Source organism: Streptomyces sp. NPDC056061, from assembly GCF_042266885.1.
Taxonomy (GTDB): Bacteria; Actinomycetota; Actinomycetes; order Streptomycetales; family Streptomycetaceae; genus Streptomyces.
Window position 1 is genome coordinate 169,239 of the sequence record NZ_JBHJWQ010000002.1, and the last position, 26,889, is coordinate 196,127.

Annotated in this window: 18 protein-coding genes and 3 tRNA genes; 7 read left to right on the plus strand and 14 right to left on the minus strand. The window is 72.8% G+C overall.

What is annotated here, in order from left to right; translation table 11 throughout:
- The 10 genes from ACFC79_RS04870 to ACFC79_RS04915 form a co-directional block, all read right to left on the minus strand.
- On the minus strand, window positions 1-1,299 hold a 1,299-nt coding region (locus ACFC79_RS04870), incomplete at its 3' end, for an ATP-grasp domain-containing protein (RefSeq protein ID WP_376235263.1).
- Window positions 1,300-1,338: 39 nt separating this feature from the next.
- Window positions 1,339-2,595, minus strand: a complete 1,257-nt coding sequence (locus ACFC79_RS04875) for an acetyl-CoA carboxylase biotin carboxylase subunit family protein (RefSeq protein WP_376235266.1) — start codon at window positions 2,593-2,595, stop codon at window positions 1,339-1,341.
- Window positions 2,596-2,599: 4 nt separating this feature from the next.
- Window positions 2,600-3,094: a flavin reductase family protein gene (locus ACFC79_RS04880; RefSeq protein ID WP_376235269.1), complete on the minus strand. Its 495-nt coding sequence runs from the start codon at window positions 3,092-3,094 to the stop codon at window positions 2,600-2,602.
- Window positions 3,091-4,443, minus strand: coding sequence for an LLM class flavin-dependent oxidoreductase (locus ACFC79_RS04885; protein WP_376235271.1), 1,353 nt, complete (start codon window positions 4,441-4,443; stop codon window positions 3,091-3,093). The genes ACFC79_RS04880 and ACFC79_RS04885 overlap by 4 nt, the downstream gene beginning before the upstream one ends.
- Before the next feature lie 76 nt (window positions 4,444-4,519).
- A complete protein-coding gene (locus tag ACFC79_RS04890) occupies window positions 4,520-5,479 on the minus strand; it encodes a D-2-hydroxyacid dehydrogenase family protein (protein ID WP_376235274.1) in 960 nt (319 codons plus the stop codon).
- A 1-nt stretch (window position 5,480) separates the two neighbouring features.
- Complete coding sequence (locus ACFC79_RS04895) at window positions 5,481-6,488, minus strand: mandelate racemase/muconate lactonizing enzyme family protein (protein WP_376235277.1); 1,008 nt, start codon at window positions 6,486-6,488, stop codon at window positions 5,481-5,483.
- The gene (locus ACFC79_RS04900) at window positions 6,485-7,867 is read right to left on the minus strand and encodes a DUF6025 family protein (RefSeq protein ID WP_376235280.1); all 1,383 of its coding nucleotides are present in this window, start codon (window positions 7,865-7,867) and stop codon (window positions 6,485-6,487) included. Before ACFC79_RS04900 ends, ACFC79_RS04895 begins: the two co-directional genes overlap by 4 nt.
- Entirely contained in the window at window positions 7,864-10,407 is a 2,544-nt protein-coding gene (acnA, locus tag ACFC79_RS04905; RefSeq protein ID WP_376235282.1) for an aconitate hydratase AcnA, read from the minus strand. The genes ACFC79_RS04900 and acnA overlap by 4 nt, the downstream gene beginning before the upstream one ends.
- Complete coding sequence (locus ACFC79_RS04910) at window positions 10,404-11,792, minus strand: citrate/2-methylcitrate synthase (RefSeq protein WP_376235285.1); 1,389 nt, start codon at window positions 11,790-11,792, stop codon at window positions 10,404-10,406. Before ACFC79_RS04910 ends, acnA begins: the two co-directional genes overlap by 4 nt.
- Window positions 11,793-11,911: 119 nt before the next feature.
- Window positions 11,912-13,558 carry an amino acid adenylation domain-containing protein gene (locus tag ACFC79_RS04915; protein ID WP_376235287.1) on the minus strand — a complete coding sequence of 549 codons (1,647 nt, stop codon included), beginning with the start codon at window positions 13,556-13,558 and terminating at the stop codon, window positions 11,912-11,914.
- Between the two features lie 320 nt (window positions 13,559-13,878).
- Between ACFC79_RS04915 and ACFC79_RS04920 the strand changes: the two genes are divergently transcribed.
- The 3 genes from ACFC79_RS04920 to ACFC79_RS04930 all read left to right on the plus strand — a co-directional run bounded on the left by ACFC79_RS04920 (window position 13,879) and on the right by ACFC79_RS04930 (window position 18,609).
- Window positions 13,879-15,102 (plus strand): MFS transporter, encoded by a 1,224-nt coding sequence (locus ACFC79_RS04920; protein WP_376235290.1) that lies wholly within the window; start codon window positions 13,879-13,881, stop codon window positions 15,100-15,102.
- 163 nt (window positions 15,103-15,265) lie between these two features.
- Window positions 15,266-17,962, plus strand: a complete 2,697-nt coding sequence (locus ACFC79_RS04925) for a WD40/YVTN/BNR-like repeat-containing protein (RefSeq protein WP_376235292.1) — start codon at window positions 15,266-15,268, stop codon at window positions 17,960-17,962.
- Window positions 17,959-18,609, plus strand: a complete 651-nt coding sequence (locus tag ACFC79_RS04930) for an RraA family protein (RefSeq protein ID WP_376235294.1) — start codon at window positions 17,959-17,961, stop codon at window positions 18,607-18,609. The genes ACFC79_RS04925 and ACFC79_RS04930 overlap by 4 nt, the downstream gene beginning before the upstream one ends.
- A gap of 638 nt (window positions 18,610-19,247) precedes the next feature.
- Here the strand turns inward: ACFC79_RS04930 and ACFC79_RS04935 are convergent.
- The 3 genes from ACFC79_RS04935 to ACFC79_RS04945 form a co-directional block, all read right to left on the minus strand.
- A tRNA-Ile gene (locus tag ACFC79_RS04935) sits at window positions 19,248-19,321 on the minus strand.
- A 247-nt stretch (window positions 19,322-19,568) separates the two neighbouring features.
- Window positions 19,569-19,641 (minus strand) — tRNA-Asn (locus ACFC79_RS04940).
- A gap of 5 nt (window positions 19,642-19,646) precedes the next feature.
- Window positions 19,647-19,719 (minus strand) — tRNA-Asn (locus tag ACFC79_RS04945).
- A 193-nt stretch (window positions 19,720-19,912) separates the two neighbouring features.
- On the opposite strand from ACFC79_RS04945, the gene ACFC79_RS04950 reads away from it, so the two are divergent.
- The 4 genes from ACFC79_RS04950 to ACFC79_RS04965 all read left to right on the plus strand — a co-directional run bounded on the left by ACFC79_RS04950 (window position 19,913) and on the right by ACFC79_RS04965 (window position 25,912).
- Window positions 19,913-20,200, plus strand: a complete 288-nt coding sequence (locus ACFC79_RS04950) for a YtxH domain-containing protein (protein ID WP_376235808.1) — start codon at window positions 19,913-19,915, stop codon at window positions 20,198-20,200.
- Between the two features lie 89 nt (window positions 20,201-20,289).
- Window positions 20,290-21,735 carry an FGGY family carbohydrate kinase gene (locus ACFC79_RS04955; protein WP_376235296.1) on the plus strand — a complete coding sequence of 482 codons (1,446 nt, stop codon included), beginning with the start codon at window positions 20,290-20,292 and terminating at the stop codon, window positions 21,733-21,735.
- A gap of 512 nt (window positions 21,736-22,247) precedes the next feature.
- Window positions 22,248-23,981 (plus strand): ABC transporter ATP-binding protein, encoded by a 1,734-nt coding sequence (locus tag ACFC79_RS04960; RefSeq protein ID WP_376235298.1) that lies wholly within the window; start codon window positions 22,248-22,250, stop codon window positions 23,979-23,981.
- Window positions 23,981-25,912, plus strand: a complete 1,932-nt coding sequence (locus tag ACFC79_RS04965) for an ABC transporter ATP-binding protein (protein WP_376235301.1) — start codon at window positions 23,981-23,983, stop codon at window positions 25,910-25,912. The genes ACFC79_RS04960 and ACFC79_RS04965 overlap by 1 nt, the downstream gene beginning before the upstream one ends.
- Window positions 25,913-25,961: 49 nt before the next feature.
- Here the strand turns inward: ACFC79_RS04965 and ACFC79_RS04970 are convergent, their stop codons facing one another.
- A complete protein-coding gene (locus tag ACFC79_RS04970) occupies window positions 25,962-26,759 on the minus strand; it encodes a LuxR C-terminal-related transcriptional regulator (RefSeq protein WP_376235304.1) in 798 nt (265 codons plus the stop codon).
- Window positions 26,760-26,889 lie beyond the last annotated feature (130 nt).

Below are 26,889 nucleotides of genomic sequence, written 5' to 3' on the forward strand. Positions count from 1 at the left end.
CCTCCGGGGGGGGGGGGCCCCCCGGGGGGGGGGGGCGGGGGCGCCCCCCCCCCCCCCCCCGCCCGCGTCGCGCACCCGGAGCTGGAACTCCAGGCGGGCGACGGCCTCGCGGGCCGCGGAGACGGCCTCGTCGGCGTGTGCGCCGAGGGCACGCGCGTACGCAACCCGTGAATCGGACGAGGTGAGACCGCCGACCTCGGTGCCCGCGCGGGCGCTCACCCGGACCTCGGTCACACCGGGCACGGCACGCGCCTCCTCCAGCCCGGCCACCTCCCCCAGCAGCCCGCGCGCGCCGAGCGCCGCGAACCAGATCGCCGAGGCGCGCGGCTCCCGGGGCGCGGCGAGCGCCGCCCGCACGTCCGGCAGCACCCGCTCCCCCAGCACCTGCCGCAGTGCGCACACGTCGAGGTCCACGCCGGTGGCGTCCAGCGTGAGGGCCGGGATCTCGTCGCCGCCCATCCGTACGTGCGTCTCGATCACCCGCGGCCCGGCCGGTCCCAGCACCACCTCGGTGTGGGTGACGCCGAACGTCACGCCGAGGGCGTCCAGAACACCCGCGACACAGGCGTGGAGCTGCTGCCGCCGGTCCTCGGGCAGGTCGGCGGGCGAGACGTGGCCGAGCTCGACGAAGCTCGCCGGGTCGGAGTACTTGGCGGTGATCGCGACCATCTGGTGCTCGCCGCTTTCGGAGACCGCCTCGACGCTGAACTGGGGGCCCTCGATGAACTCCTCCACCAGCACACCCGGGTTGACCAGCCCGAGGTAGCTGCCGCCCGCCCGGTCGAAGACCTCGGCGAGGTCGCTGTCGGCCGTCACCCGGGCCACCCCGGCGCTGCCCGCCCCCGACACCGGCTTGACCACGCAGGTCCCGTGCTCGCGGACGAACGCCCGCAGCGCGTCGGCATCGGCGACCCGGGCATGCGCGGTGGTGTCGAGGCCGGCCTCGGCCAGCCGGTCGCGCATGGCCTCCTTGTCGTGGACCAGGGACACCGTCCGCACACTGTGGCAGGCCAGCCCGAGGGCCTCGCCGATCGCGGCGTAGCGGTCCTGGTCCCGTTCGCCGAAGGTGGCGATCCGGGTGAAGGGGTGCCGGGCGTGCGCGGCGGCGGCCAGGGCGATCCACTCCTCGTCGGGGGCGTCGCCGCGCACCCCGATCACCCGCGCGTTGCCGCCCGGTTCACGGACCTTGTGGAGGTAGTCCAGGTGGACGATCACCGAGGTCGCGGTACCGGGCCGGGCGGCGCGCAGCCGGGCCGGGAAGTCGCGGCCGGTCCCGACGACGAGTACATGCTCAGACATGACAGCTCTTTTCGGTTCTTCTCGGTACTTTCCGGTGGGTCATCGAGACGGTGCCGGGGCGTCCGGGACCCAGTCGGCGGCGGTGCTCCACCACTGGGCGATCTCCTCCTGGTACGCGTGCACCCGCGCCGCGGTGTCCGCCGTGACCAGGGCGTCGGCGGCCGACTGCGTGAGGTGCTCCACCCCGCGCCCCACGGTGCCCGGGGCCAGTCGCACGGTGAGGTCCGCCGCGGCCACCGGGCACGGCTGCGTGGGCGGCACGAAGGCGCCGCGGCCCGGGGGGAGGAGGATCCAGCCGGAGACGGAGGCGGGCGGGGGCGGCTGCTCGGTCAGGGCCATCGCGCTGCCGCACTGGGCCCGCAGCCCCTCCTTGGCCAGGTGCACGCCGAAGACCCGCTCGTACGCCTCCGCGATCAGCGCGCCGCCCGCCCGGCTGGCGATCTCGCACAGCACCGGCTCGCCGTCGTCCCCGATCCACGCCTCCAGGTGGAAGGCGAGCGGGACGGAGGAGCCCGGCAGGGCGGCGAGCACGTCGTGCGTCAGCGCGGTCAGCGCCGTGCGGCGCGGATCGTCGGCGGCGAGCATGACGCTGCTCAGGTGCGAGTGGTCCTGGAGCCGCCCGGCGATCCCCTCCGTGCCGTACCGGGACGGCCAGCAGTGCACGGCCCGCCCGTCCCGCATGATGCCGTCCACGTGGAAGAAGTCGCCGTGGACGAAGCGCTCCGCCATCCACTGCCCGGGCAGATGGGGCACGTCGGGCGTGCTCCGGGCCAGGAAGTCGGTGACGTCCCGCGGACCGCGCAGCACGCAGACCCCCTCCGAGCCCGCGCCGAACCGGGGCTTGACCACGGCCGGGAAGCCCACGGCGTCGAGGAAGTCGAGCAGGTCCGCCGGGGCGTCGACCGCGGCGAACTCCGGGACCCGGATACCGGCCTCGCGGGCGATCCGCTTCATGGCGACCTTGTCGCGGTAGGCGGTGGCCGAGGCGGGGTCCTGGCCCGGCAGCCCGAGCCGGGCGCGCAGCCGGGCGGCCCGCAGGACGTCGCTCTCGCTGGTACTGGCGACCAGGTCCACCCCGTGGGCGCGGGCGGCCTCCTCCGCGATCGCCTCGGTGGCCCACGAGTGGTAGTCGGACACCAGGCGGTGCATCGGGAAATGTTCGGCGAGGACGTCCTCGGCCCCCCGGACGGCCTTGGGCGTGGTGATCAGGACGACCCTGTCGGCGGTGTCGTCGAGCCAGGTGTGCAGCGGTCGGCCGGTGAGCGGCTGACGGGAGAACAGCAGGACTTTCGGCATGGGTTCAGATCCTTGCGATGGAGGAGGTCACGGGGTGCAGCCGTCCGTGGTGGTGCACGAGGCCGTCCCCGGGCTCCCCCTCGCGCACGTGCTCGACGGAGGCCACCACGAGGTGGTGGTCGCCGACCCGCTGCCGGTGCCGGGGTGCGCACACCAGCCAGCCGAGGCAACCGTCGAGCAGCGGCACCCCGTGCGGGCCCCGGTGCCAGCCGGTGGGCGGGGCGAACCGGTCGGCGCCCCGTTTCGCGAACCGCTCGGCCAGCTCCGTCTGGTGCGCACCCAGCAGCTGGATGCCGAACCATTCCGCGTCCCCGACCTGCGCCCAGGTGCTGGAGCTGTCGGCCAGCGCGAAGGAGACCAGGGCGGGACGGGTGCTGAGCGAGGCGAACGACGTGATGGTCACACCGGCCGGTCCGTCGGGCCCCTGGGCGGTCAGCGCCGCGACCCCGGAGGGGTGCGGGCGCAGCACCGCGCGCAGGGCCGTCTCCTCGACGGTCATGTGGCGGCCCTCCCGGCGGAACGGAACTCCGGCCGGTGCAGGCCGAGGTTCTCCCGGAGGGTGGTGCCCTCGTACGCGGTGCGCATCAGTCCGCGGCGCTGGAGTTCGGGCACCAGCAGTTCGACGATGGCGTCGAGGCCGTCGGGCAGGTAGTCGGGCATGATGTTGAAGCCGTCGGCGGCCTCGTTCACGAACCAGTCCTCCAGCTCGTCGGCGATGGTCTCCGGCGTGCCGAGCAGGAAGCGGTGGCCGCGCCCGGCCGCCACGGACAGATACAGCTCGCGGATGGTCAGGCCCTCCCGGCGGGCCTTCTCGTAGATCAGCTGCTGCTTGCTGGTCGAGCCCTCGGTGGGCGGCAGTTCGGGCAGCGGGCCGTCCAGCGGGTGGCCGGAGATGTCGACCATGCCGAGCTGGTACGACAGCATGCCGAGGCCGACGACCGGGTCGACGAGCTCCTGGAGGGTGGCGTACTTGTCCTCGGCCTCCGCCCGGGTCCGGCCCACGACGATGAACGCGCCGGGCAGGATCTTCACCTGGTCGGGGTCGCGGCCGTGGTCGGCGACCTGCTTCTTCAGCCCGCGGTAGTAGTTCTGCGCACCGTCCAGGGTCTGCTGGACGGTGAAGACGACCTCGGCCCAGCGGGCGGCGAAGTCCTGCCCGTCGGGCGACGATCCGGCCTGCACGATCACCGGGTAGCCCTGGGGCGGGCGGGCAACGTTCAGCGGGCCGCGCACCTTGAAGTGCTCCCCCTCGTGCCCCAGGACGTGCAGCTTCTCCGGATCGAAGAACCGCCCCGACTCCTTGTCGTACAGGAACGCGTCGTCCTCCCAGCTGTCCCAGAGCCCGGTCACCACCTCCATGAACTCCCGCGCCCGGTGATAACGCGACGCATGGTCCGCCTGCCGGTCCAGATTGAAGTTCCGCGCCTCCGCGTCGGTGGCCGAGGTGACGACGTTCCACCCCGCGCGCCCCGCACTGAGATGGTCCAGCGACGCGAACTTCCGCGCCAGGTTGAACGGCTCGTTGTACGACGTCGACGCCGTCGCCGCCAACCCGATGTGCGTCGTGTGCACCGCAAGCGCCGACAGCAGCGTCAACGGCTCGAAGTGGACCATGCGGCCCTGCCGGCTCAGCTCGTCGGCGTCCCGGTACTTGGTGCGCACCCCGGCTCCGTCGGAGAGGAACACCATGTCGAACAGGCCGCGTTCGGCGGTCCGCACGAGCGAGCGGTAGTAGTCGAAGTCGAGTCCGCCGTCGGGTCGGGCGTGCGGATGCCGCCAGGCGGCTACGTGGTGGCCCGGCGCGGGCAGGAAGGCGCCGAGCTTCATCGTGCGGCGTTGCGAGCTCACGTGGATCTCCAAGGGACGGTGGACACGGACTTCGAGGGACTGCCGCGGCCGGCCGGGGGCCGGCCGCGGCATCCGGTCAGCCGAGGCGGCGTACCGGTTCGCCCGCCAGGAACGCCTGGATGTCCTCCACGGCGTGGCCGTAGTACGTCGCGTAGTTGGACTGCGAGACGTAGCCGAGGTGCGGGGTGGCGAGCAGGCGGGGGGCGGTGCGCATCGGGTGGTCGGCGGGGAGCGGTTCGATGTCGAAGACGTCGACTCCGGCGCCTGCGATGCGGCCTTCGTGCAGGGCGGCGAGCAGCGCGTCCTGGTCGACGATGGCGGCCCGGGAGGTGTTGATCAGGTAGGCGGTGGGCTTGAGGAGGGCGAGTTCGTCCGCGCCGAGCAGGCCGCGGGAGCGTTCGCCGAGCGCGAGGTGGATCGAGACGAAGTCGCTGCCGCGCAACAACTCCTCCTTGCTCGCGGCGAGTTCGACGCCGACCTCGTCGGCGCGTTCCTTGGTGAGGTGCCGGCTCCAGGCACTGACCTCCATGCCGAAGGCGAGCCCGACCTGCGCGACCCGGCTGCCGATCTTGCCCAGGCCGAGCAGCCCGAGGCGGCGGCCGTGCAGGTCGGCGCCGACGGTGGACTGCCAGGGACCGCCCTCGCGCAGCGCGTTGTGCTCGGTCACCAGGCCGCGGGCGAGTCCGAGCAGCAGCGCCCAGGTCAGCTCCACGGGCGGGGTGGAGGAGCTGGCCGTGCCGCAGACGGTCACTCCGTTGCGCTCCGCGGCGGCGAAGTCGATGACGGAGTTGCGCATGCCGGAGGCGACGAGCAGCTTCAGCCGCGGCAGCCGGTCCAGCAGCGAGGCCGGGAACGGCACCCGTTCGCGCAGGGTGACGACGATGTCGAAGTCCGCAAGGACGGCGGCGAGTTCGCCCTCGTCGACGAGGTGTTCACGGAAGGCGACGACCTCGATCCGGTCCTGGAGCGGCGTCCAGTCGGCGGATCGCAGCGCGGCGTCCTGGAAGTCGTCGAGCACGGCACAGCGCAGTCGCATGTCAGTTCTCTCCGTTTTTCGTGCTGGTCGTGGTGGCGCCGAGGCCGGGGGCCGTCGGCAGACCGATCACACCACGGTCGACCTCGGCTCCGGTATAAGGGTCGCCGACGAGGCCGAGGTGGCCGTCCAGGTCCAGTTCGTCGGCGAGCGGCGCCAGTTGGGCCATGGCGGTGACCCCGAGAGAGCTCTCCAGCTTGCAGCCGAGCATGACGCGCAGCCCGGCGCGCCGGGCGAGTACGACGGTTTCGCGGGCGGCGAGGAGCCCGCCGCAGGTGACCAGCTTGACGTTGATCCCGGCGACCCGGCCGACCAGTCGCGGCACGTCCTCGGGCCCGGCGCAGTCCTCGTCGGCGTAGACCGGCAGGGGCGCGTTCTCGTGGACGTACCGCAGCGCCACCGGATCGCCGGGCGCCACCGGCTGTTCGAGGAGTTCGACGCCGTGGCGGTGCAGGGTGCGGGCGACCCGCAGTGCCCGGTCGGGGTCCCAGGAGCCGTTGCCGTCGACCCGGATGCGCCCGCCGTACACCGAGCGCAGCAGTCCGGCGCGGCTGCCGTCGTCGTCGGGGGTGAACTTCAGCTTCAGCACCGGCCAGCCGGCCAGGGCGCGTCCCCGGGCGAGGAGTTCGTCGTCCGGACAGGTGCCGATGGACAGGGCCGTCGGCGCGACGGGCAGCCCGGCCAGGCCCAGCAGCCGGTGCAGCGGCTGTCCGCATGCCTTGCCGAGCAGGTCGTGCAGCGCCATGTCCGCGGCCGACCGGGCCGCGGGGCCGATCCCGGCGTCGGTGAGCCGCGCGAGCACCCGGCGCAGTTCGAAGGGCGACGGCGCGTCCGTGAGCACGGGCGCGCAGGCGTCGACCTCTTCGGGGTCCGCGCCGCGAGCGGTGCCGTGGCCGGTCAGACCCTGCCAGGTCAGCTCGACGACGCTCTGTTGCACCTCGGTGGTGACGGCCGTGTTGCTGGCGAAGGGCTCCTTGAGCGCGATCCGCGCGGTGCGGTGGACGAACCTCATCCGAGCACCTCCTCGAACGCCGCGACCACCCCGCATGCCTGCCGGAAGGTCAGCTCCCGGAACCCCTCCGGCTCGACGGGAACGGCCGCGCCGCGCGCCTCGCCGTCGGCGGGCACGCCGCTGCCGCCGACGAAGCGGCCGTGCAGATAGGGCGACAGCCGCTCGCCGTGCGTCGCGAGCCAGGTCAGTGCCCGTGCGTGGGAACCGTCGGGCCCGGCCGCCCGCACGTCCGTGAAGAGTTGCGCCAGCAGTTCGGCGTCGGCGGTCTCCGTGCTGGGCGGGCAGAGCATGAAGACCTGGGCCGGCAGCAGCACGAAGGCCACCGGGGCGGCCTCGTCGAAGTGGCGTGTCAGGGGGGTGGCGATCGCCCGCAGCGAGCGGACGGTGGACCTGCGCGCCAGGTAGCCGCCGCGGCGCGGCGGGCAGCCCGCCATGGCCCGCGCGCCCCAGTGCAGGTGGGTGATGAAGGGGCTCTCCGGGGTGCCGGGCGCCCGGTCCGGGCGGTGCGTGCCGAGCAGGGCGAACAGCACATTGGTCAGCTGGAGCGACATCACCGGGAGCACCGGCGGCAGTTCCGGCAGCCGGTCGAAGAACGCGGCGGGTTCGACGAGGGCGCGCACGAGTGCCATGGCCGCCTCGGCGAGCGCGCGGGCCGAGGGGTAGCGGTGTCCGTCCAGGACGTAGCCCTCACCGTCCCGTGCCGCATCGCAGCGGTCCACCTCGCCGGCCGGCCGTGCCGCGTGGCTGATCAGCTCGGACAGCCGGGTGCCCTGTTTCGCGGTGGCGTCCGCCTGTTCGATCAGCAGGGTCAGCATGTCGGTGACCAGGGGCGCGTTGTCGGTGAGGACGCTCGCCCACTGGGTGAAGCGGAAGCCGGGTATCTCCCGCATCCGCCGCCAGTGCAGGTCGACGAGCGGGACGAGTTCGCCGTCCACCTCGGCCCGGGTCAGCGGGCAGAACAGGGGGCGGGAGCGGTCGCGGCGGACGAAGCGCCGACCGTCCCAGGTGTGCAGGGCCAGGGTGTCCCGTTTGCCCTGGTCGATGAGGGAACCCGGCTGGTACGCCTCGTCGCCGCCCTCGCTCTCGGCCTCGGTGCGGGTGAAGCCGTAGATCAGCGGGTAGCCGTGGCCGCCGCCGCAGATCGCGGTGTTGAAGTCCATCGGCCCGGATCTGCCGCGCGCGATGTCCTCCCAGTTGCCCAGGTGTCCGGTGCGCGGCGGCAGCAGCTGCTCGTCGCGGTGGATCAGGTCGAGCACCGTGCCGATGCCCACGTCATGGGTGCCGACGTGCACCGGGGCGAACGCCTTGGTCCCGGCGGCGAGGGCGTCGGCCGACGCGGCGGAACGCAGCCCGAGTTCGCCGAGGAGGTCCGCGTTCACCGCGCCTCCCCGTCCCGCAGCCGGGCCAGCAGGTGGGGCAGGGTGCCGCCGGCGAGCAGCACGTCCCACTCCCCCGCCGACCGGACGTCGGCACGCAGCTCGAACGGGGTGCCGTCGGCCTCGGCCCGTACCGTGCCGTTCTCCCGCGCACCGTCGAGTTCCAGGCGGAACGTCTCCCGGCCGGTCAGACCGAGATCCTCCGGGTCCTGCGGCAGCAGCAGCGGCAGGATGCCCATGGCACACAGGTTGGCGCGGTGGATGCGCTCGAAGCTCCGGGCGAGGACCGCCCTCACCCCCAGCAGCCACGGCCCCTTGGCCGCCCAGTCCCGGGAGGAGCCCATGCCGTAGGAGTGGCCGGCGAGCACGATCAGCGGGGTGTCCTCGGCGGCGTAGCGGCGGGCGGCCTCGTACACCGGCAGCCGCTCGCCGCTCGGCAGGTGCAGGGTGGTGCCGCCGCTGTCGCCGTCGCCGACGAGTCGGTTGCGCAGGCGGGGGTTGCTGAAGGTGCCGCGGGCCATCACCTCGTGGTTGCCGCGGCGCGAGCCGTAGGAGTTGAAGTCGCGCACCCCGAGCGCGTCCAGGTGGCGGCCCGCCGGTGAGTCGGCGGGGATCGCACCGACCGGGGAGATGTGGTCGGTGCTGACGTCGTCGCCGAGCACGAGCAGCGCGCGGGCGCCGGTCAGCGGGCCGCTGCGGGGGCGGGCGTCGACGTAGGCCGGGGGGCGGATGTAGGTGGAGTCCTGGTCCCAGGCGAAGGTCTCGGTGTCCGGGGCGGTGAGGGCGGCCCAGCCCTCCTGCTCCCCGGGCTCCTCCGCGAAGACCTCCGGCGTCACGAACTCCGCCTCCAGCGCGCGCAGTTCGGCGTCCTCGGGCCACAGCTCGCGGAGCATCACCGGGGTGCCGTCGGCGGCGGTGGCGAGGGGTTCGCGGTCCAGGTCGGCACGGACGTGGCCGACCAGGGCGAGGGCGACGACCAGGGCGGGCGAGGCGAGGTATCCGGCCCGGACCTGGGCGTGGACCCGGGCCTCGAAGTTGCGGTTGCCGCTGAGCACGGCGGCGACGGTGAGCCCGGCGCGCTCGACGGCCGCGCCGACGCCGTCGTTCAGCGGGCCGCTGCCGCCGTTGCAGGTCATGCAGCCGTACCCGGCGACGTGGAAGCCGAGCCGCTCCAGGTCGTCGAGGAGCCCGGCCTCCCGCAGGTAGCGGGTGACGGCCCGGGAGCCGGGCGCGAGGCTGGTCCTGACGTGGGCGGGCACGCTCAGGCCGCGCTGCACGGCCCGCCGGGCGAGCAGTCCGGCGGCCAGCATCGATGTCGGGTTCGAGGTGCTGGTGCACGAGGTGATGGAGGCGATGACGAGGTCGCCGTCGGTGACGCCGTCCGCGGTCCGGGGCGCGGCGGGGTGCAGGGCGGCGAAGGAACCGGGCAGTTCGCCGAGCCCGATCCGCTGGTCGGGGCGGCTCGGTCCGGCGAGGTTCGGCCCGACCTCGCCCAGGTCGAACTCGATCACCCTGCCGAACCGGGGCTCGGCGTCCTCGCGCAGCAGGCGCTGCCGCCGGCAGTACTCGGCCACCAGGGCCGTGTCCCGCTCGCTGCGGCCGGTGGTCCGCAGGTAGTCCAGGGTCTCGTCGTCCACCGGGAAGAAGGCGGACATCGCACCGTACTCGGGCGCCATGTTGGCGATGGTGCAGCGGTCGGGGGCCGACAGGGCCGCCACGGACGGGCCGGTGAACTCCAGCATCAGCCCGCGTACGTTCTCCCGCCGCAGCCGCTCGGTGAGCGCGAGCACCACGTCGGTCGACGAGGTGCCCGGCCGCACCGCACCGGTCAGACGCACCCCGGCCACGGGCGGGATACCGATCGGCCGGGCGAGGCCCAGCAGGTGGGCCTCCGCCTCCAGGCCGCCGACGCCCCAGCCGAGGACGCCGAGGCCATTGACCATGGTGGTGTGACTGTCGGTGCCGATCACGGTGTCCGGGTGGAGCAGGTCGCCGGGTCCGTGCGCGACGACGGTCGCCAGCCGTTCCAGGTTGATCTGGTGCACGATGCCGCTGCCCGGCGGGATGACCCGCAGCCCGTCGAAGGCCCCCTCGGCCCACTTCAGGAACGTGTACCGCTCCCGGTTGCGGCGCATCTCCAGCGCCTCGTTGCGGGCGAGCGCGTCCGGCCGCCCCGCCACATCGGTCTGGACGGAGTGGTCGACGACCACGTCGACCGGGAGCGCGGGGTTGACGCGCCCCGGCTCGGCCACCCGGTCGCGCAGCGCCGCGAGGTCCACCAGGAGCGGGATGCCGGTGTAGTCCTGGACGAGGATGCGGGCGGGCCGGAACGGCATCTCCAGGCCGGGGTCCTCCCCGGCCGCCAGCCGTTTGCCGAGCGCGGCGGCCGCCGCGGCGTCGCCCGCCCTGAGCAGGGACTCCATCAGCACACGGCCGGTGTACGGGACGGCCCCGAGGTCGAAGCCGCTCGCCCCGGCGCACTCCGGCAGGCCGTACAGTTCGGCCGGACGCCCGGCGAGCCGGGTCCTGATCGGCGAGGTCATCGGACGTCCGCCTCCCGTGTCGCGGGGAACTCCCGGCCGCACGGGCCGACGTAGTCCAGCAGCGGCCGGATCAGGACGTTGTCCGCCTGCTGCTCCAGTGCCTGCGCCACCCAGCCGGCGGTGCGACCGATGACGAACAGGGGCACCGCGAGGTCGTCGGGCAGGCCCAGCAGCCGGTAGGCGAGGCCCGCGTAGAGGTCCACGTTGGCGGCGAGGCCGTGCCGCCCGTAGGGGCGCATGGCCTCGGCCACGGCGTCGAGGATGTCGAGACCGCGGCGGTCGCCGCGCTCCCGGCTCAACTCGACGACGGTGGCCCGCAGATGGCGTACCCGCGGGTCCTCGGTGCGGTACACCCGGTGGCCGAAGCCCATCACCGGCTCGCCCCGGCCCCGCAGTTCGGCCACGTACGCACCGGCCCGCTCGGGCGAGCCCACCTCGTCCAGCAGCCGCATGACGCGTTCGGCGGCGCCGCCGTGCACCGATCCGGCGAAGGTGGCGACGGCGGCGGTGACCGACGCCGTCATCCCGGCCCGGGAGCCGGTGGCGACGCGGGCGGCGAACGCCGAGGCGTTGGAGCTGTGGTCGGCGTGGACGATGAGGCCCTTGTCGAGGAAGCGCACCGCGGCCGGTGTGGGCCGCTCGCCGAGCAGGACGGTGAGGAACGCCTCCGCGTAGGACGTCTCCTCGTCCGGGACGCACGGTTCGCGGCCGTCCCGGAAGGCGTGGTGGGCGGCGACCAGCATCGGGATCCGGGCGATCAGCGCGATGCCGGTGTCGCGGGCCTGCTCGTACGTCTCGTCGGTGGCCGCGTCGCGCCGGGGGCCGTACGCGCCGAGCGCGGAGACCGCGGTGCGCAGCGCGTCCATGGGGTGGGCGTGGGCCAGCGAGCGGACCAGGTCGAGAACCGGTCCGGGCAGCCACCGCGCCGCGCGCAACTCCTTCTCGAAGGCCGACAGGGCGGTGGCGTCCGGCAGTTCGCCGTGCACGAGCAGGTGGGCCACCTCCTCGAAGGAGGCGCGCTCGGTGAGGTCGTGGATGCTGTAGCCGCGGTACTCCAGGATTCCCTCGGCACCGTCGATGCGGGTGATGGTGGTCCGGTCGAAGCTGACGCCGTCCAGGCCGCGGTGCACGGTGTCGCGTCGCGCGTCGACCGGCGCCGCGGCCGGGGCACGGCCCTCGGCGAACGCGCGGATCGCCGCCACCGAGCGCAGGGCGAGCGTGAGTTCGTCGTCGACCGTCACGCCGTAGGCCCCTTCGAGGGCCACCATCAGCGAGACGTGGCCGAGTGAGTCCCACTCCCGGATCGACTGGTATTCGAGAACGTCGGTGACCCGGTCCTCGGCGATGCCCAGGGTGCGGGCGACGAGGGCGTCGACGCTGCTCATGGTTCCCCTCCTGAGATTGGTCGTGCGCGGTGTCGTGGGTCGGGCGTCGTCATGGGCCGGGCGCGGGGCCGTGGCCGGGGGCGGTGCCGTGAGCCCGGGGCGGTGCCGTGGGGCGGGGGTCAGCGCGGTCCGGGCGCGGCTTCCTGCACCGGTCGCGCACGCGGGCCGGTCCCGGCGTCCCGGGCCCGCTGCTCCGGCGATCCGGAGCCGGTCTCCTCCAGCCATCGGAGCAGAGCCGGGCGGTCCACCTTGCCGTTGGCGTTGACGGGCATCTCGTCGATGACCCGCACCGTCCTCGGCACCATGTAGGCGGGCAGGCCGTCCGCGCAGGCGTCGGCGAGGACGGTGGGATCGGCGGTGCCGGACACCACGGCGGTGACCGTCTGGGCGTCGGGCCACTGGAAGGCGACCGCCTCCGGGGCCCCGGCCCGGCGCAGGGCGCCCTCGATCTCGCCGAGTTCGACGCGGTGTCCGCCGATCTTGACCTGCTGGTCGTTGCGGCCGAGGCTGACGTACTGGCCGTTCAGGTACCGCACGAGGTCCCCGGTCCGGTAGTAGCGCAGGCCGTCGCGCTCGAAGTACCGCCCGGCCGTCAGTCCGGGGTCCCGCCAGTAGCCCGGCGTGGTCTGCGGACCGGCCACGCACAGCTCCCCCGGTTCGCCGTCCGGCACGTCGGCGAGCAACTCGTCGACGACCACGGCGTCGAGCCCCGGATAGGGCCGTCCGATCGGCACGTTGTCGTGGACGCATTCGGCGGGGCCGGTCACCGGGTCCCAGCGGTAGGCGGTGCAGGCGATGGTGAGTTCGGTCGGCCCGTACAGGTTCTCCACGGTGGAGTGCGGCGCCGCCGCCTGCCATGCCTCGGCGGTGGCCCGCGGCAGGGCCTCCCCGCAGAACAGGCTCCAGCGCAGCGTCGGCATCGTGCCCGGTCGCAGCACCCCGCGACGGCGCAGCACGGCGGCGACGGACGGCACCGAGAACCAGACCGTGATGCCGTTGCGCTCCAGGTACCCGAAGGGGGCGAGCAGTTCGATGGGGGCCATGGAGCACACCCGGGCGCCGTTCTCCCAGGCCATGAACAGGTCGAAGACCGACAGATCGAAGGTCTGGTCGAAGGTCTGGGTGAGCCGGTCGTCCGGGGTGAGCCGGTAGCGGTCCCGGTTGGCGTCGAGGAAGGCGCACACGTTGGCGTGGGTGACCGGCACCCCCTTGGGCAGGCCGGTGCTGCCCGAGGTGAACAGGAGGTAGGCCAGGTCGTCGGGGCCGGGTCCGGGAAGCTGTGCCAGCGGCACGAACCGCGCGAGGTCGGCGGCGTCCAGCACCCGGTACCCGTCGAGTCCGGGCACATCGGCCCGTGCCGCGTCGGGCAGCAGCACGACGGGACGTGGGGCGAGCCCCTTCAGGAGTTCCGGGAGCCGGACGGCCGAGGCGGCATCGGCGAGGACGGCGTCGACCTCGGCGCGTGCCAGCATGGAACGGGTCCGCGCGGCCGGGAACTTCCGGTTGAGCGGGACGAAGGCGGCGCCCGCGAACAGCGCGGCGGCCACGCCCAGATAGGAGACCTCGCTGCGGTCGGCGAGCACCCCGATCCGGCGGGGCCGGCCGTCGGTCGCCTCGACGAGGGCGGCGGCCCAGCGCCGCGCGGTGGTCGCTGTCTCCTGGTACGTGTAGTCGCGACGCCCGATGGTCAGGGCGACGTGGTCGGGAAGGACGCTCGCGTGATGGAGCAGGCCGGCGCCCAGGCTTCGGTCGAGTGCTGTGGTCATGTCGGTCCGAACTCCGTTGACGGGAAGCCAGTGTCGTGACCGGTCGTGTCCGCCCGCGTCGGGGCGGGGGCTGCCGGGACGGGCACGGGCCGACGCTAGCCGCAGGCGGGGCGGGCCGTTCCCTTGAGACCGCACTTCTCCTTAAACGAGTAAATCCCCTTCTGCTCATACGTCTCGTACTGTGCGTCCGCGGCTCAACGAGCAGAACGGGATTTTCGCGCTCAATTCCTTTTGTGGGCGCAAGCATCGGCGGTTCCGGCGGTGACCTAGCCTCGCCGGGAGAGAAGAGCGGGGAGAGAAGAGCGAGGAGCGTCATCGGAATGAAATCCCTCCTGCCTCCGCCCGGACCCGCACGCCTCCTCACCGTCATCACCATGGTGATGACGCTCGGCCAGGGGCTGTGGATGGCCCTCAGTTCGATCTACGCCGTGACCGTCCTGCATCTGACGATCGGTCAGCTCGGCATCAGCGTGAGCGTGGCCGCCGCGATCGTGCTGCTGTGCAGCATCCCGCTCGGGCATCTGGCCGACCGGGCCGGGCCGCGCACCGTGCAGATCTGGTCGTTCCTGGTGCTGGCCGTGCTCACCTGCGCGCTGCTGTTCGCCACCGACTTCTGGCCGTACATGGTCATCATCTCCGTGCAGGGCATCGCCTACCGGTCCGGCCGCTCCGCGCGCAAGGCCATGATCGCGGGGCTCATCCCCTCGGCGGACCGGGTGACCGTGCTCGCCCAGGTGCGTGCGGCCTCCAACGCGAGCGTCGCGGTCGGGGCGTGCCTCGCCGGTCTGGTGCTCGCGGCGGGTTCGCGCGTGGCGTTCCAGGGCGCGGTGGGCTTCATCGCCCTCACCTTCCTTGTCACCGGGCTGCTCACGTTCAAGGAACCGCCCGTGCCGCCGGTCCCGGCGTCGGCGGGTCCGGCGCTCGCCGTGCTGCGGGACGGGCCGTACCTCGCCTTCGCCGCCCTGGACGGGCTGCTGACCACCCACGCCATCCTGCTCGACGTGGTGCTGCCGCTGTGGGTGCTCCAGCACACGGGGGCGCCCCGCTGGGCGAGCGCGGCCATCCTGCTGCTGAACACCGTCCTGGTGGTGGCCGTCCAGACCCGGGCCGCCCGCGGCGCGGACCACCCGGCGGCCGCCGCGCGGGCGAGTCTCCAGGGCGCGGGCTGCGTCGCGGCCGCCTGCCTGGTGTTCGCGCTGAGCGACGGGGTCTCCCTCGCCCCGGCCTGCCTGCTCCTGGCGGTGGGCGCCGTCGCCCACGCCCTCGGCGAGGTGCGCCAGGCGGCGGGCAGTTGGGGCATCGCCTTCGACCTGGCCCCCGACCACGCCCAGGGCCAGTACCAGGCCACGCACGCCATGGGCGCCGACATCGGCAAGATGATCGCCCCCGCGGTCTTCACCTGGCTCGTACTCGACCACGGCGCGCTGGGATGGGTGGTCCTGGCCGCGGTATTCGCCCTGCTGGGCTCGGCGATGCCGGCCATAGTCGCCCGCGGGCTGCGCGCCCGGTCGGCGTCCGCCGACGAGCTGCCCACGACCGGCTGACCGGTTCCCTCTCCCCCACCCGCTCACCGGCCACCGTGTCCTCCACCCCCCGCCCCACTCCCATCCCACTCCCGTCCCGAGCATCACCACGCACGGGCTTCGCAAGGGCTACGGCTACGGCTACGACCACGGCCTCCGCCCGCGACCGTTACAGGAGTTCACCATGACCACGTGGAACGTCGCGCCGCGCAGTGTGAACCTCCAGGGCATCTGCCTGGTGGACGAGGCGCACGGCTGGGCCGTCGGGGACGGCGGCATGATCCTCGCGACGCGCGACGGCGGCGTCGGCTGGTCGCCCCAGGGCAGTACGGACAAGGACCTGCGCGCGGTGTCCTTCGTCGACACGCGACGGGGCTGGGCCGCGGGCCGCGACGGGGTCCTGCTGCGCACCGAGGACGGCGGCAGGCACTGGTCCCGACAGGACTCCGGCACCGAACGCAACCTCTACGGCGTCTCGTTCGACCCGTCCGGCCGGACCGGCTGGGCCGTCGGGGACGGCGGCACCGTGCTCGCCTCGCACGACGGCGGCAAGAGCTGGCAGCCCCGGCGAACCGGTTCCGAGGCGCACTTCACCCGATGCTTCGCGCTGGACGAGCGGGTGGCCTGGATCGTGGGCAGGAAGGGCGTGATCCTCGCGACGACGGACGCCGGGGCGACCTGGACGGTCCACGACGGCGGCACCGGGAACGATCTGCGCGGCGTCCTCGCCGTCTCCCCCGGCCGCTGCTGGGTCGTCGGGCGCGGCGGCACCGTGCTGCGCACCGAGGACGGCGGCGCCACCTGGGCCCGGTCCGACAGCGGCACCGAACTGGACGTCTACGGGGTGTGGGCGGCGCCGGACGGGCGCACCGTGTGGATATCGGGCGACGACGGAATGATCCGCGTCTCCGCCGACGGGGGCCGCACCTTCTCACCCCTGCCCAGCGGCACCGGCAAGGACGTGGTCACGCTCGCCTTCGCACCCGACGGACTGCGCGGCCGGGCGGCCGGCGACGACGGCATGATCCTGGCCACCGAGGACGGGGGCCGCACCTGGCATCCCCAACTCAACGGTGTGCACAAGGACTTCGTGAGCGTGCACGGCGACGGGCCGGTCCGCTGGGTCGTGGGGCAGGACGGCGCCGTGGCCGTGACCACCGACGGCGGAGACACCTGGCGTGGCAGCGGCACCCCGGGCACCACCCTGTTGTGGGCGGTGCACTGCCCGGACGACGGGGTGCACGCCTGGGCGGCGGGCGACGACGGCACCGTCCTCGCCACCACCGACGGCGGCACCACCTGGCACCACCGGACCACCCCCACCACCGAGGACCTGCACGCCCTGCACCTGACGGCGTCACGCGGCTGGGCCGTCGGCACCGCCGCGACCGTGCTCGCCACGGCCGACGGCGGCACCACCTGGCACCGGCAGGACGTCCCGGCCGCCGAACACCTGCACGCCGTGCACGGCCCGGGAGACGGGCTGCACGCCTGGGCGGCAGGCGAGGACGGCACCGTCCTCGCCACCACCGACGGCGGCACCACCTGGCACCGTCAGACCACCCCCACCACCGCCTGCCTGACGGCGCTGCACGCCGTCGACACCCGCACGGTGTGGGCGGTCGGCCGCACCGGCACGATCCTGGTCACCCGGGACGGCGGCACCACCTGGTCCCTCCGGGACAGCGGCACGGACGCCGCGCTGTGGGGCGTCGCCCTCACCGCGACGGGCGAACTCGGCTGGGCCGTCGGGGACTTCGGCACGATCCTGAACACCTCGGACGCGGGGACCCGGTGGCGCCGCCAGAACGCCGCCACCACCAGCAACCTCAAGGGCGTATGGGTCTCGCCCGACGGCAAGGGTCTGAGCGCCACCGGCGACGGCGGCCTGATCCTCGGCAGCGAGGACACCGGGGAGACCTGGCGCACGCACGTCTCCGGCACCGGCAAGAACCTCTACGGCGTGCACATCCTCCCGGACGCCGACGGCGGCTGGGTGGTCGGCGACGGCGGCACCGTCCTCGCCTCACGAGCCGGGGGACGGTGGAGCCCGCGTCCCATAGGCACCGCCACGAACCTGTACGGAGTCGCGGCACCGGACGCCGACACCGCCTGGGTGGCGGGCCGGGGCGGGACCGTCATGGCCACCCGCGACGGCGGCGCCACCTGGCAGGCCCAGGAGACCGGCACCGACGCCGACCTGCTCTCGGTGCACCTGCGTCCCGACCGGCGCACCGGCTGGGCCGTGGGCGACCGGGGCACGATCCTCGCCACCGACGACGGCGGGGCGACCTGGTTCCCGCGGTCCGGCGCACCGATCGGGACCGCGCTGTGGACGGTGGCGTTCGCGGACGACCGGACCGGCTGGGCCGTGGGCACCGGCGGCACCGTCCTGAACTCCCGTGACGGCGGCGCCACCTGGCGACCCCAGAACCCCGGCGGCACGGACGACCTGGTCGGCCTGCACGTCGTCGATGCCCGCAGGTGCTGGACCGTGGGCGACGACGGCACGGTCCTCGGCAGCGACGACGGGGGCGCCACCTGGCACCGCGCCGCCGTCGGCACCACCCAGAGCCTCAACGCCGTCCACTTCGCCCCCGACGGCCGCGTCGGCTGCGCCGTCGGCCGCAGCGACACCGTGCTCACCACCCGGGACGGCGGGGTCAACTGGCGTGTGGGCTCGACCGGTTCGGGCATGTCCCTGTGGGCCGTGCACGTCGCCTCGGACCGGTGTTGGTGGATCGTGGGCGATGAGGGAACCGTGGTGTCGACGCAGGACGGTGGCACCACCTGGACGTCGCATTCCTACAGCCCCGAGAAGGACGCGCCGCCGCGCCCCCGCCCCCACGACCACAACCCCGAAGAAACAGGAACCCCATGACAAACACCCCCACCACCCACGCCTCCACCCCCACATCCGCATTCGCGGACATCCCGACCACCACCCTGGCCGACGTCCTGGGCCGCGCGCAGGTGATGGGCACCGGCGTCCGCCCGCTGTGGTCGCCGGTCCCCCGCGTCGCCGGACCGGCGTTCACCGTGCGGTGCCCTCCCGGTGACAACCTCATGCTGCACGCCGCGATCCACCGCGCCGAACCGGGAGCCGTCATCGTCGTCGAGTCGGGCGACCCCGACTACGCGCTGGCCGGCGGAAACGTCTGCGCCGTCGCACAGCGCCGGGGCGTGGCGGCCTTCGTCGCCGACGGACTGATCCGCGACCTCGCCGAGGTCCGCGAGATGGCCTTCCCGGTCTTCGCCCGCGGAGTGATCCCGTTTCCCGGCGGCAAGAAGGTCGTCACGCCGCTCAACACCGAAGTCCACTGCGCCGGCGTCGCGGTGAACGCCGGTGACATCGTCGTCGCCGACGAGGAGGGCATCGTCGTCGTCCCCGCCGCCCGCGCCGAGGAAACCCTGGCCGCCGCCCGGACCAAGCTGGCCAAGGAGGCCGACGAAACCCTCGACGCCTGGGAGGACGCCCACCGCACCCGCATCGACAAGATCCTGCGCGACCAGGGCTTCGAGGACTGACACCCGCACACGGGGCTCGCCCCGGGCCGCCACACCCGACCCCGCCCCGACACGCGGGCGGGGGCCACCACACACAAAGTGGCGCCCCCGCCCGCCGAGCCGGAAACCCCCGCGACCCACGCACCCCGCAGGGGCAACCGAACGCATCATGCGCTCCCGCCCCTGCGCCTGGAGAGGCACGTGATCGTTGAGCTGGGGCTTTACTGAGGGAAGTGGCCATTCTCATTCAGTTGCTTCTGACTCACACCAGCCTCACAAGCCCCCGCACCAGCCCCGACACCATCCTCCCTGAAACGGGCAGGTCCATCACAACCACGCGCGGCATCAGACGAACGGCGAGTGGCCGATACACGCCCCACACCAACCCCCGCCCAAACCTCCAGCGCGCCTCCCCCAGCGACGAACCACCAGAGTCCACACCAGCAAAGAGAGACCACGACAGACGAGCGGGTGGGACCGCCACCCGCCGCTCCCACCGCCGCATCACCACAAAAGCCCAGGTCACAGCCGCCCGAAGGGCCGTCTCGACACACCCGGACCCGCATCCGCCGCACCGCCGCGCAGCATCCGCTGCACACCAAAGACGTCCGAAAAACGCATTTCCCCAGGTCAGAACGATTCTGCCTGGGGACACTCGGTGGGGCGGGTGGGACTCGAACCCACGGCCGACGGATTATGAGTCCGCTGCTCTAACCGGCTGAGCTACCGCCCCTTTTCGGCGTGGCGCGTACATGTGTGCGCGCCGTCTGCCGCAGCATAGCCGGTCATACGATCTCTCGCTCCGGATGGTCGGCTTCGCATGACCATGAAGACCACGCTGCCCCCTGCGCGGTTCCGGATGAGGCGAAGTACACCCGAAGGAGTCACAGGTCCGCCACCCACGGCGTGGCGGCGGACCTCGGCAGCACCCGGTCTGCGGACACACGAAAAAGGACCCCGCAGGGCCCTCTTCCGATCTGCTCCCCCGACTGGACTCGAACCAGTAACCCTCCGGTTAACAGCCGAATGCTCTGCCAATTGAGCTACAGGGGATCGCGCTCCCCCGACTGGACTCGAACCAGTAACCTGCCGGTTAACAGCCGGCTGCTCTGCCAATTGAGCTACAGGGGATTGCTGCGTCTGCACCGAACCCCCGCCCACCTGGCTGCTGCCGGGCGGCGCGCGTTCGCTGCGACACATACATTAGCGCAAGCAGGGGGGTGCTTTGCCAATCGGTATCGCCCGGGGTGATCTCGGGTGCCCGCGGGTAAGCGGGAGCACACGTCGCACCGCGCGGCGCACGGAGCTAGGAAGGGTGGCAACCATGCGGTACCGGCTCACGTTCATCGCCGGACTGGCCCTCGGATACGTGATCGGGACACGGGCCGGGCGCGAGCGTTACGAGCAGCTGAAGAAGTCCGCGCGCCAGTTCGCCCAGAATCCGGCCGTGCGCAACACCGCGGAGTCGGCGGCGCAGAGCGGCCGCGACCTGGCGGGCAGGGCATACCACACGGTGAGCGTCAAGATCGGCGAGAAGGTGCCCGCCCGGGTGCGTTCGCTGCGCGAGCGCGGGCGGAACGGCGAGGACGACTGGGGCACTTCCAACACGTAATCCGCGCCCGGCCCCGGCGCCCCTCACCGCGCCGACACTGCCGCACCACCGGTACGGAAACGCTCCGGTGGTGCGGCAGAATCGTGTGCATGGGGATAGTCGCCGGCTTGGACAGCTCTTCCGCCTTCACGCACATCGTCGTCTGCGACGCGGACACGGGCGCCGTACTGCGCCGCGGCTACGCCGCGCACCCGGTCGAGGCGAAGGCCACCGAGGTCGACCCGCAGGCATGGCTGCTCTCGCTCGGCGAGGCCGCCGACGGCGGGCTGCTCGAAGGCGTGCAGGCCATCGGCGTCTCCGCGCAGCAGCACGGCATGGTGCCGCTGGACCAGCAGGGCAACCTGGTACGCCCGGCGCTGCTCGGCAACGACAAGCGGGCGCAGGTCGCGGCGGCCGATCTGGTCGACGGGCTGGGCGGACGGCAGGCGTGGGTCGAGGCCGTCGGCTCGGTGCCGCAGGCCGCGCAGCCGGTGGCGAAGCTGCGCTGGCTGGCACGGACCGAACCGGAGGCGGCCCGGCGGGTGGCCGCGGTGCTCCAGCCGCACGACTGGCTGGTGTGGCAGCTGCTGGGCCGGCCGGTCCGGCGGACCACCGACCGGGGTGCCGCGTCCGGCAGCGGCTACTGGTCGGCGGGCACCGGTTCCTACCGGCCCGACCTGGTGGAACTCGCGCTCGGGCACCAGGCGGCGCTGCCCGAGGTGCTCGGCCCCTGCGACACGGCCGGCACGACCCCCGAGGGCCTGCTGATCTCCGCGGGCACGGGCGAGACGATGGCGGCGGCGTTCGGGCTCGGGGTCGGGGTGGGCGACGCGGTGGTGTCGCTGGGGGCCTCGGGCTCGGTCATGGCGGTGCACCACGAGGCGCTGTCCGACCCACGCGGAATGATCACCTCGCTCGCGGACGCGACCGGCATGCACCTGCCGGTGGTGTACACGTCGAACGCGGTACGGGCCCTGCGCGGGACCGCCGAGATGCTGGGCGCGGAGGGGCTGGAGGAGTTGTCCGCGCTGGCACTGAAGTCGACGCCGGGCGCTTCCGGACTGGTGCTCCTGCCCTATCTGGAGGGCGAGCGCACCCCGCACCTGCCGCACACGGCGGGGACGCTGTGCGGACTGCGACGCGAATCCATGAAGCCGGAGCACCTGGCGCGGGCGGCGTTCGAGGGGATGCTGTGCTCGCTGGCCGACGCGCTCGACGTGCTGCGCGGCCGCGGGGTCGAGGTGCGGCGGGTGTTCCTGCTGGGGGCGGCGGCCGAGCTGACCGCCGTACGAGCGATCGCACCGGCACTGCTCGGCACGCAGGTGGTCGTGCCGCAGCCGGCCGAGTACGCGGCGCTGGGCGCGGCCCGGCAGGCGGCCTGGGCGCTCGGGGTCTCGCAGGGAACGGCGGACCCGCACACTCCCCCGGCCTGGCAGGGCGCCGGTGCGCAGGTGCTGGAGCCGGGCGAGGAGCTGGCCGTCGGCCAGGCGGTGCGCCAGCAGTACACGGTGACGCGCGACCAGATTCACCCGGGGGCCTTCGACCCGGCGTTCTGACCCACCCCGCAGCACGCGCCGGCCGGTACCGACGCCCCGACCGCACGCCGTCGCGCGTCAACCGGCACCGACGTCCTGATCCGCACCGTCGCGCGTGAACCGGCACCGGCGCGATACCTGCCCCGCACCGTTGCGCGTCGGCCGGTACCGGCGCCCCGCATCGCGGAGTTGCGCGTCAGCCGGCTCCGACGCCCCCGCCCCCGTCCCTACCCCCCCCCCACCACCGAAGGTCAAGCGGCACCGCCACCCTGCCCCGGCCCGCGCCGCGCGCCGACCGGGACCGTCATCGGTACCTGGGCCACCGGCCCCCGCACCGTGCCGCGCGTGGACCGGCCGTGGTGCGTCCAGGGCGCGACCGAGGCACGGTCGGGGTGCGTCCGGGGAGGCACCTCGGCCACACGTGTACTCAGTCCGTTTTTTTACCCGGCCTTGAATAAAAACATTCGCGGCCGCCATACGGGGTACCGGAAAATGGGTCGTCTCCCGACCTCTGACGACTCCGAGAGACACGCGTGCTCATAAAACTCCTGCGGGCCCGTCTCGGTCCGTACAAGAAACCCATCCTGCTCCTCGTCCTCCTCCAGCTCCTGCAGACCTGCGCCACGCTCTATCTGCCCACCCTGAACGCCGACATCATCGACAACGGCGTCGTGAAGGGGGACACGGGCTACATCCTGGAGTTCGGCGGCATCATGCTCGTCGTCAGCGTCGTCCAGGTGGCGTGCAACATCGGGGCCGTCTTCTACGGCTCCCGCACGGCGTCCGCCCTCGGCCGCGACGTCCGGGCGGCGATCTTCGACCGGGTCCAGTCGTTCTCGGCACGCGAGGTGGGGCGGTTCGGCGCGCCCTCGCTGATCACACGTACGACCAACGACGTCCAGCAGATCCAGATGCTGGTGCTGATGACGTTCACGCTGATGGTCTCGGCGCCGATCATGTGTGTCGGCGGCGTGGTCCTGGCGCTCGGCCAGGACGTCCCGCTGTCGTCGGTGCTGCTCGCGGTGGTGCCGGTGCTCGGCATCGCGGTGAGCCTGATCGTCAAGCGGATGCGCCCGTTGTTCCGCACCATGCAGAGTCGGATCGACACCGTGAACCGGGTGCTGCGGGAGCAGATCACCGGCAACCGGGTCATCCGGGCCTTCGTCCGCGACGGCTACGAGAAGAAGCGCTTCGGTGGCGCCAACGACGAGCTGACCGCCGTGGCGCTGTCCACGGGCCGGCTGATGGCGTTGATGTTTCCGACCGTGATGACGGTGGTGAACATCTCGTCGATCGCCGTGGTCTGGTTCGGCGCCCACCGCATCGACAGCGGCGGCATGGAGATCGGCGCGCTGACCGCGTTCCTCGCCTACCTGATGCAGATCGTCATGTCGGTGATGATGGCCACCTTCATGTTCATGATGGTGCCGCGCGCCGAGGTCTGCGCCGAGCGCGTCCAGGAGGTGCTGGAGACCGAGTCGAGCGTGGTCCCGCCGGTCGCGCCGGTCAGCGAGCTGCGCACCCACGGTCATCTGGAGGTCCGCGGCGCGGACTTCCGTTACCCGGGCGCCGAGGAACCGGTGCTGCGGTCGGTGGACCTGGTGGCCCGCCCCGGCGAGACCACCGCGATCATCGGGTCGACGGGCAGCGGGAAGTCGACACTGCTCGGACTCGTACCGCGACTGTTCGACGTGACGGACGGCCAGGTGCTCGTCGGCGGCACGGATGTGCGGATGCTGGATCCGTTGTTGCTGGCGGGGACCGTGGGGCTCGTCCCGCAGAAGCCGTATCTGTTCTCCGGAACGGTCGCGACGAACCTGCGGTACGGGAACCCGGACGCGACGGACGAGGAGCTGTGGCACGCCCTGGAGGTCGCGCAGGCCAAGGAGTTCGTCGAGGCGCTGGAACACGGCCTGGACGCGCCGATCGCACAGGGCGGCACCAATGTCTCGGGCGGACAGCGACAGCGTCTGGCGATCGCCAGGACGCTGGTGCAGCGGCCGGAGATCTACCTCTTCGACGACTCGTTCTCCGCTCTCGACTACGCGACCGATGCCGCGCTGCGCGGGGCGCTGGCCCGGGAGACCGCCGAGGCGACGGTGGTGATCGTGGCGCAGCGGGTGTCCACCATCCGCGACGCCGACCGGATCCTGGTGCTCGACGAGGGCCGGATCGTCGGCTCCGGCACCCATCACGAACTTATGGACGGCAATGAGACGTACCGGGAGATCGTGCTCTCCCAGCTGACGGAAGCGGAGGCCGCGTAATGGCCGGTCCCGGTGGACGCATGATGGCGGGCGGCGCTCCGACCGACCGTTCCATGGACTTCAAGGGCTCGGCGAAGCGGCTGCTGAGGCGCTTCGCCGCGGAGCGGGCCGCGCTGTACGCGATGCTGGCGGCCGGTGTGCTGAGCGTCGGCCTGTCGGTGGTCGGGCCGAAGATTCTCGGCCGGGCCACGGACCTGGTGTTCGCCGGGGTCATCGGCCGGCGGATGCCCGAGGGCACCACCAAGGAACAGGCGGTCGACGGCCTGCGCGCGTCGAAGAGCGGGCTCGCCGACATGCTCTCGGGGGTGGACTTCGTCCCCGGTCAGGGCATCGACTTCGGTGCCGTCGGTGATGTGCTGCTGGTGGCGCTGGTGGTGTACGTCGCGGCCGGGCTGCTGATGCTGGTGTCGTCCCGGCTGTCGATCCGGATCATCAACCGGGTCGTGTTCCGGCTGCGCGAGGACATCCAGGCGAAGCTGTCGCGGCTGCCGCTGTCGTACTTCGACCGGGCCAAGCGCGGCGAGGTGCTCAGCCGGGCGACGAACGACATCGACAACATCTCGCAGACGATGCAGCAGACGATGGGCCAGCTCATCAACTCCCTGCTCACCATCGTCGGCGTGCTGGTGATGATGTTCTGGATCTCGCCGCTGCTGGCCGTGGTCGCCCTGGTGACGGTGCCGCTCTCGGTGATCGTGGCGACGAAGGTCGGCAAGCGCTCGCAGCCGCAGTTCGTGCAGCAGTGGATGGTGACCGGCAAGCTCAACGCGCACATCGAGGAGATGTACACCGGGCACACCCTGGTGAAGGTGTTCGGGCGGCAGCAGGAGTCCGCGCGGGATTTCGCCGAGCAGAACGAGGCACTGTACGAGGCAGGCTTCAAGGCGCAGTTCAACAGCGGGATCATGCAGCCGCTGATGATGTTCGTATCGAACCTGAACTACGTGCTGATCGCCGTGGTCGGTGGTCTGCGGGTCGCCTCGGGCTCGTTGTCGATCGGTGACGTGCAGGCGTTCATCCAGTACTCGCGGCAGTTCTCGACGCCGCTGACCCAGGTCGCCTCGATGGCCAACCTCGTGCAGTCGGGCGTCGCCTCGGCCGAGCGGATCTTCGAGCTGCTGGACGCCGAGGAGCAGAGCGCCGACCCGGCGCCCGGCGAGGCCGAGCGCCCCGCGGAACTGCGGGGCAGCGTCTCGCTGGAGAAGGTGTCGTTCCGTTACGACCCGGAGAAGCCGCTCATCGAGAACCTGTCGCTGAACGTCGAACCGGGGCACACGATCGCGATCGTGGGCCCGACCGGCGCCGGGAAGACCACCCTGGTCAATCTGCTGATGCGGTTCTACGAGGTGACGGGCGGGCGGATCACGCTCGACGGCGTCGATGTGACGAAGATGTCGCGCGACGACCTGCGGGCGGGCATCGGCATGGTCCTCCAGGACACCTGGCTGTTCGGCGGGACGATAGCCGAGAACATCGCGTACGGCGCTTCGCGCGAGGTCGGCCGGGAAGAGATCGAGGAGGCGGCGAGGGCGGCCCACGCCGACCGCTTCATCCGCACCCTGCCGGACGGTTACGACACGGTGATCGACGACGAGGGCTCCGGTGTCAGCGCGGGCGAGAAGCAGCTGATCACCATCGCCCGGGCGTTCCTGTCCGACCCGGTGATCCTGGTGCTCGACGAGGCCACGAGCTCCGTGGACACCCGGACCGAGGTGCTGATCCAGAAGGCGATGGCGCGCCTGGCCCACGGGCGCACCAGCTTCGTGATCGCGCACCGGCTCTCCACCATCCGGGACGCCGACACGATCCTGGTGATGGAGAACGGCTCGATCGTCGAACAGGGCACGCACGAGGAGCTGCTGGCGGCCGGCGGTGCGTACGCCCGGCTGTACTCCGCGCAGTTCGCCCAGGCGATCGCGGAGGTGGACTGACCGCGTCGACGCATGCCGGGGCGGGCCCGTCGGGCCCGCCCCGGTGCGTTCAGTGCACCACGGGGGTCCGAGCCGCCGACCGGTGCACGGGCCCTCCTTCGCCGGGTCTGACCAGGCCGCTCTCGTAGGCGACGGTGACGACCTGGGCCCTGCTGTTCAACCCCAGCTTGACCATGGCCCGGTTGAGATGGGTCTTCACCGTCGCCTCGCTGATGGTCAGGACGTCCGCGATCCCACGGTTGGAGAGCCCCCGGCAGACCCTCCGCATGACCTCGACCTCACGCGGCGTCAGTGCGTCCAGCCCGTTCGCGGTCCCGGCGGGCGGGGCGTGGTCGGTGAGCGTGGCGAAGGCGTCGACCAGACGTCGGGTGATGCCCGGTGAGAAGAACATGTCGCCCTCCGCCACGGCCCGGACCGCCGCGATCAGCCGACTCGGCCCGACGTCCTTGTGCAGGAAGCCGTCGGCTCCGGCCCGTACCGCCGCGCACACGTCCTCGTCGCTGTCCGTCCCGGGGCCGGACAGCACGATCGTCCCGGGCGGCCGTACGGCGGTGTCCGGGGCCTGGCCCCGGTCCTGGTCCGGACCCCGGTCCTGGCCCGGGTCCGTGCTCGGTGCGGGTCGCAGCAGCGCCCGCGTCCTGATGCGTTCCATCGTGACGAGCCCGTCCTCGTCGTACGGCCGCAGTCCGATCAGGACGACGTCCGGCCGGGCGAGGCCCGACCGGGCCACCGCCTCCGCGCCGTCGGCTGCCTCGCCCACGACCACCAGCCCCGGCGCCCGGTCCAGCAGCGACTTGATGCCTTCCCGGATCAACGGCTGGGCGTCGACCACCAGTACGCGCGTCATGGCATGCATGATTCCCCCCTGTCCCCCGTACGTCCCCCGTCGCTCCCGCACCGCCCGTGTCGTGGTCGGCGACGGGCCGTCGTCCTGCCCTGCGCCATCGCCGCGAGGACCGGGCCGGTATCGGCCGAGG

Coding starts and splice junctions, on each gene's coding strand:
- ACFC79_RS04875 (WP_376235266.1), bottom strand. CDS start 2,595: ATGCCGAAAGTCCTGCTGTTCTCCCGTCAGCCGCTCACCGGCCGACCG.
- acnA (WP_376235282.1), bottom strand. CDS start 10,407: ATGACCTCGCCGATCAGGACCCGGCTCGCCGGGCGTCCGGCCGAACTG.
- ACFC79_RS04880 (WP_376235269.1), bottom strand. CDS start 3,094: ATGACCGTCGAGGAGACGGCCCTGCGCGCGGTGCTGCGCCCGCACCCC.
- ACFC79_RS04920 (WP_376235290.1), top strand. CDS start 13,879: ATGAAATCCCTCCTGCCTCCGCCCGGACCCGCACGCCTCCTCACCGTC.
- ACFC79_RS04970 (WP_376235304.1), bottom strand. CDS start 26,759: ATGACGCGCGTACTGGTGGTCGACGCCCAGCCGTTGATCCGGGAAGGC.
- ACFC79_RS04890 (WP_376235274.1), bottom strand. CDS start 5,479: ATGCGACTGCGCTGTGCCGTGCTCGACGACTTCCAGGACGCCGCGCTG.
- ACFC79_RS04915 (WP_376235287.1), bottom strand. CDS start 13,558: ATGACCACAGCACTCGACCGAAGCCTGGGCGCCGGCCTGCTCCATCAC.
- ACFC79_RS04930 (WP_376235294.1), top strand. CDS start 17,959: ATGACAAACACCCCCACCACCCACGCCTCCACCCCCACATCCGCATTC.
- ACFC79_RS04955 (WP_376235296.1), top strand. CDS start 20,290: ATGGGGATAGTCGCCGGCTTGGACAGCTCTTCCGCCTTCACGCACATC.
- ACFC79_RS04925 (WP_376235292.1), top strand. CDS start 15,266: ATGACCACGTGGAACGTCGCGCCGCGCAGTGTGAACCTCCAGGGCATC.
- ACFC79_RS04950 (WP_376235808.1), top strand. CDS start 19,913: ATGCGGTACCGGCTCACGTTCATCGCCGGACTGGCCCTCGGATACGTG.
- ACFC79_RS04910 (WP_376235285.1), bottom strand. CDS start 11,792: ATGAGCAGCGTCGACGCCCTCGTCGCCCGCACCCTGGGCATCGCCGAG.
- ACFC79_RS04965 (WP_376235301.1), top strand. CDS start 23,981: ATGGCCGGTCCCGGTGGACGCATGATGGCGGGCGGCGCTCCGACCGAC.
- ACFC79_RS04895 (WP_376235277.1), bottom strand. CDS start 6,488: ATGAGGTTCGTCCACCGCACCGCGCGGATCGCGCTCAAGGAGCCCTTC.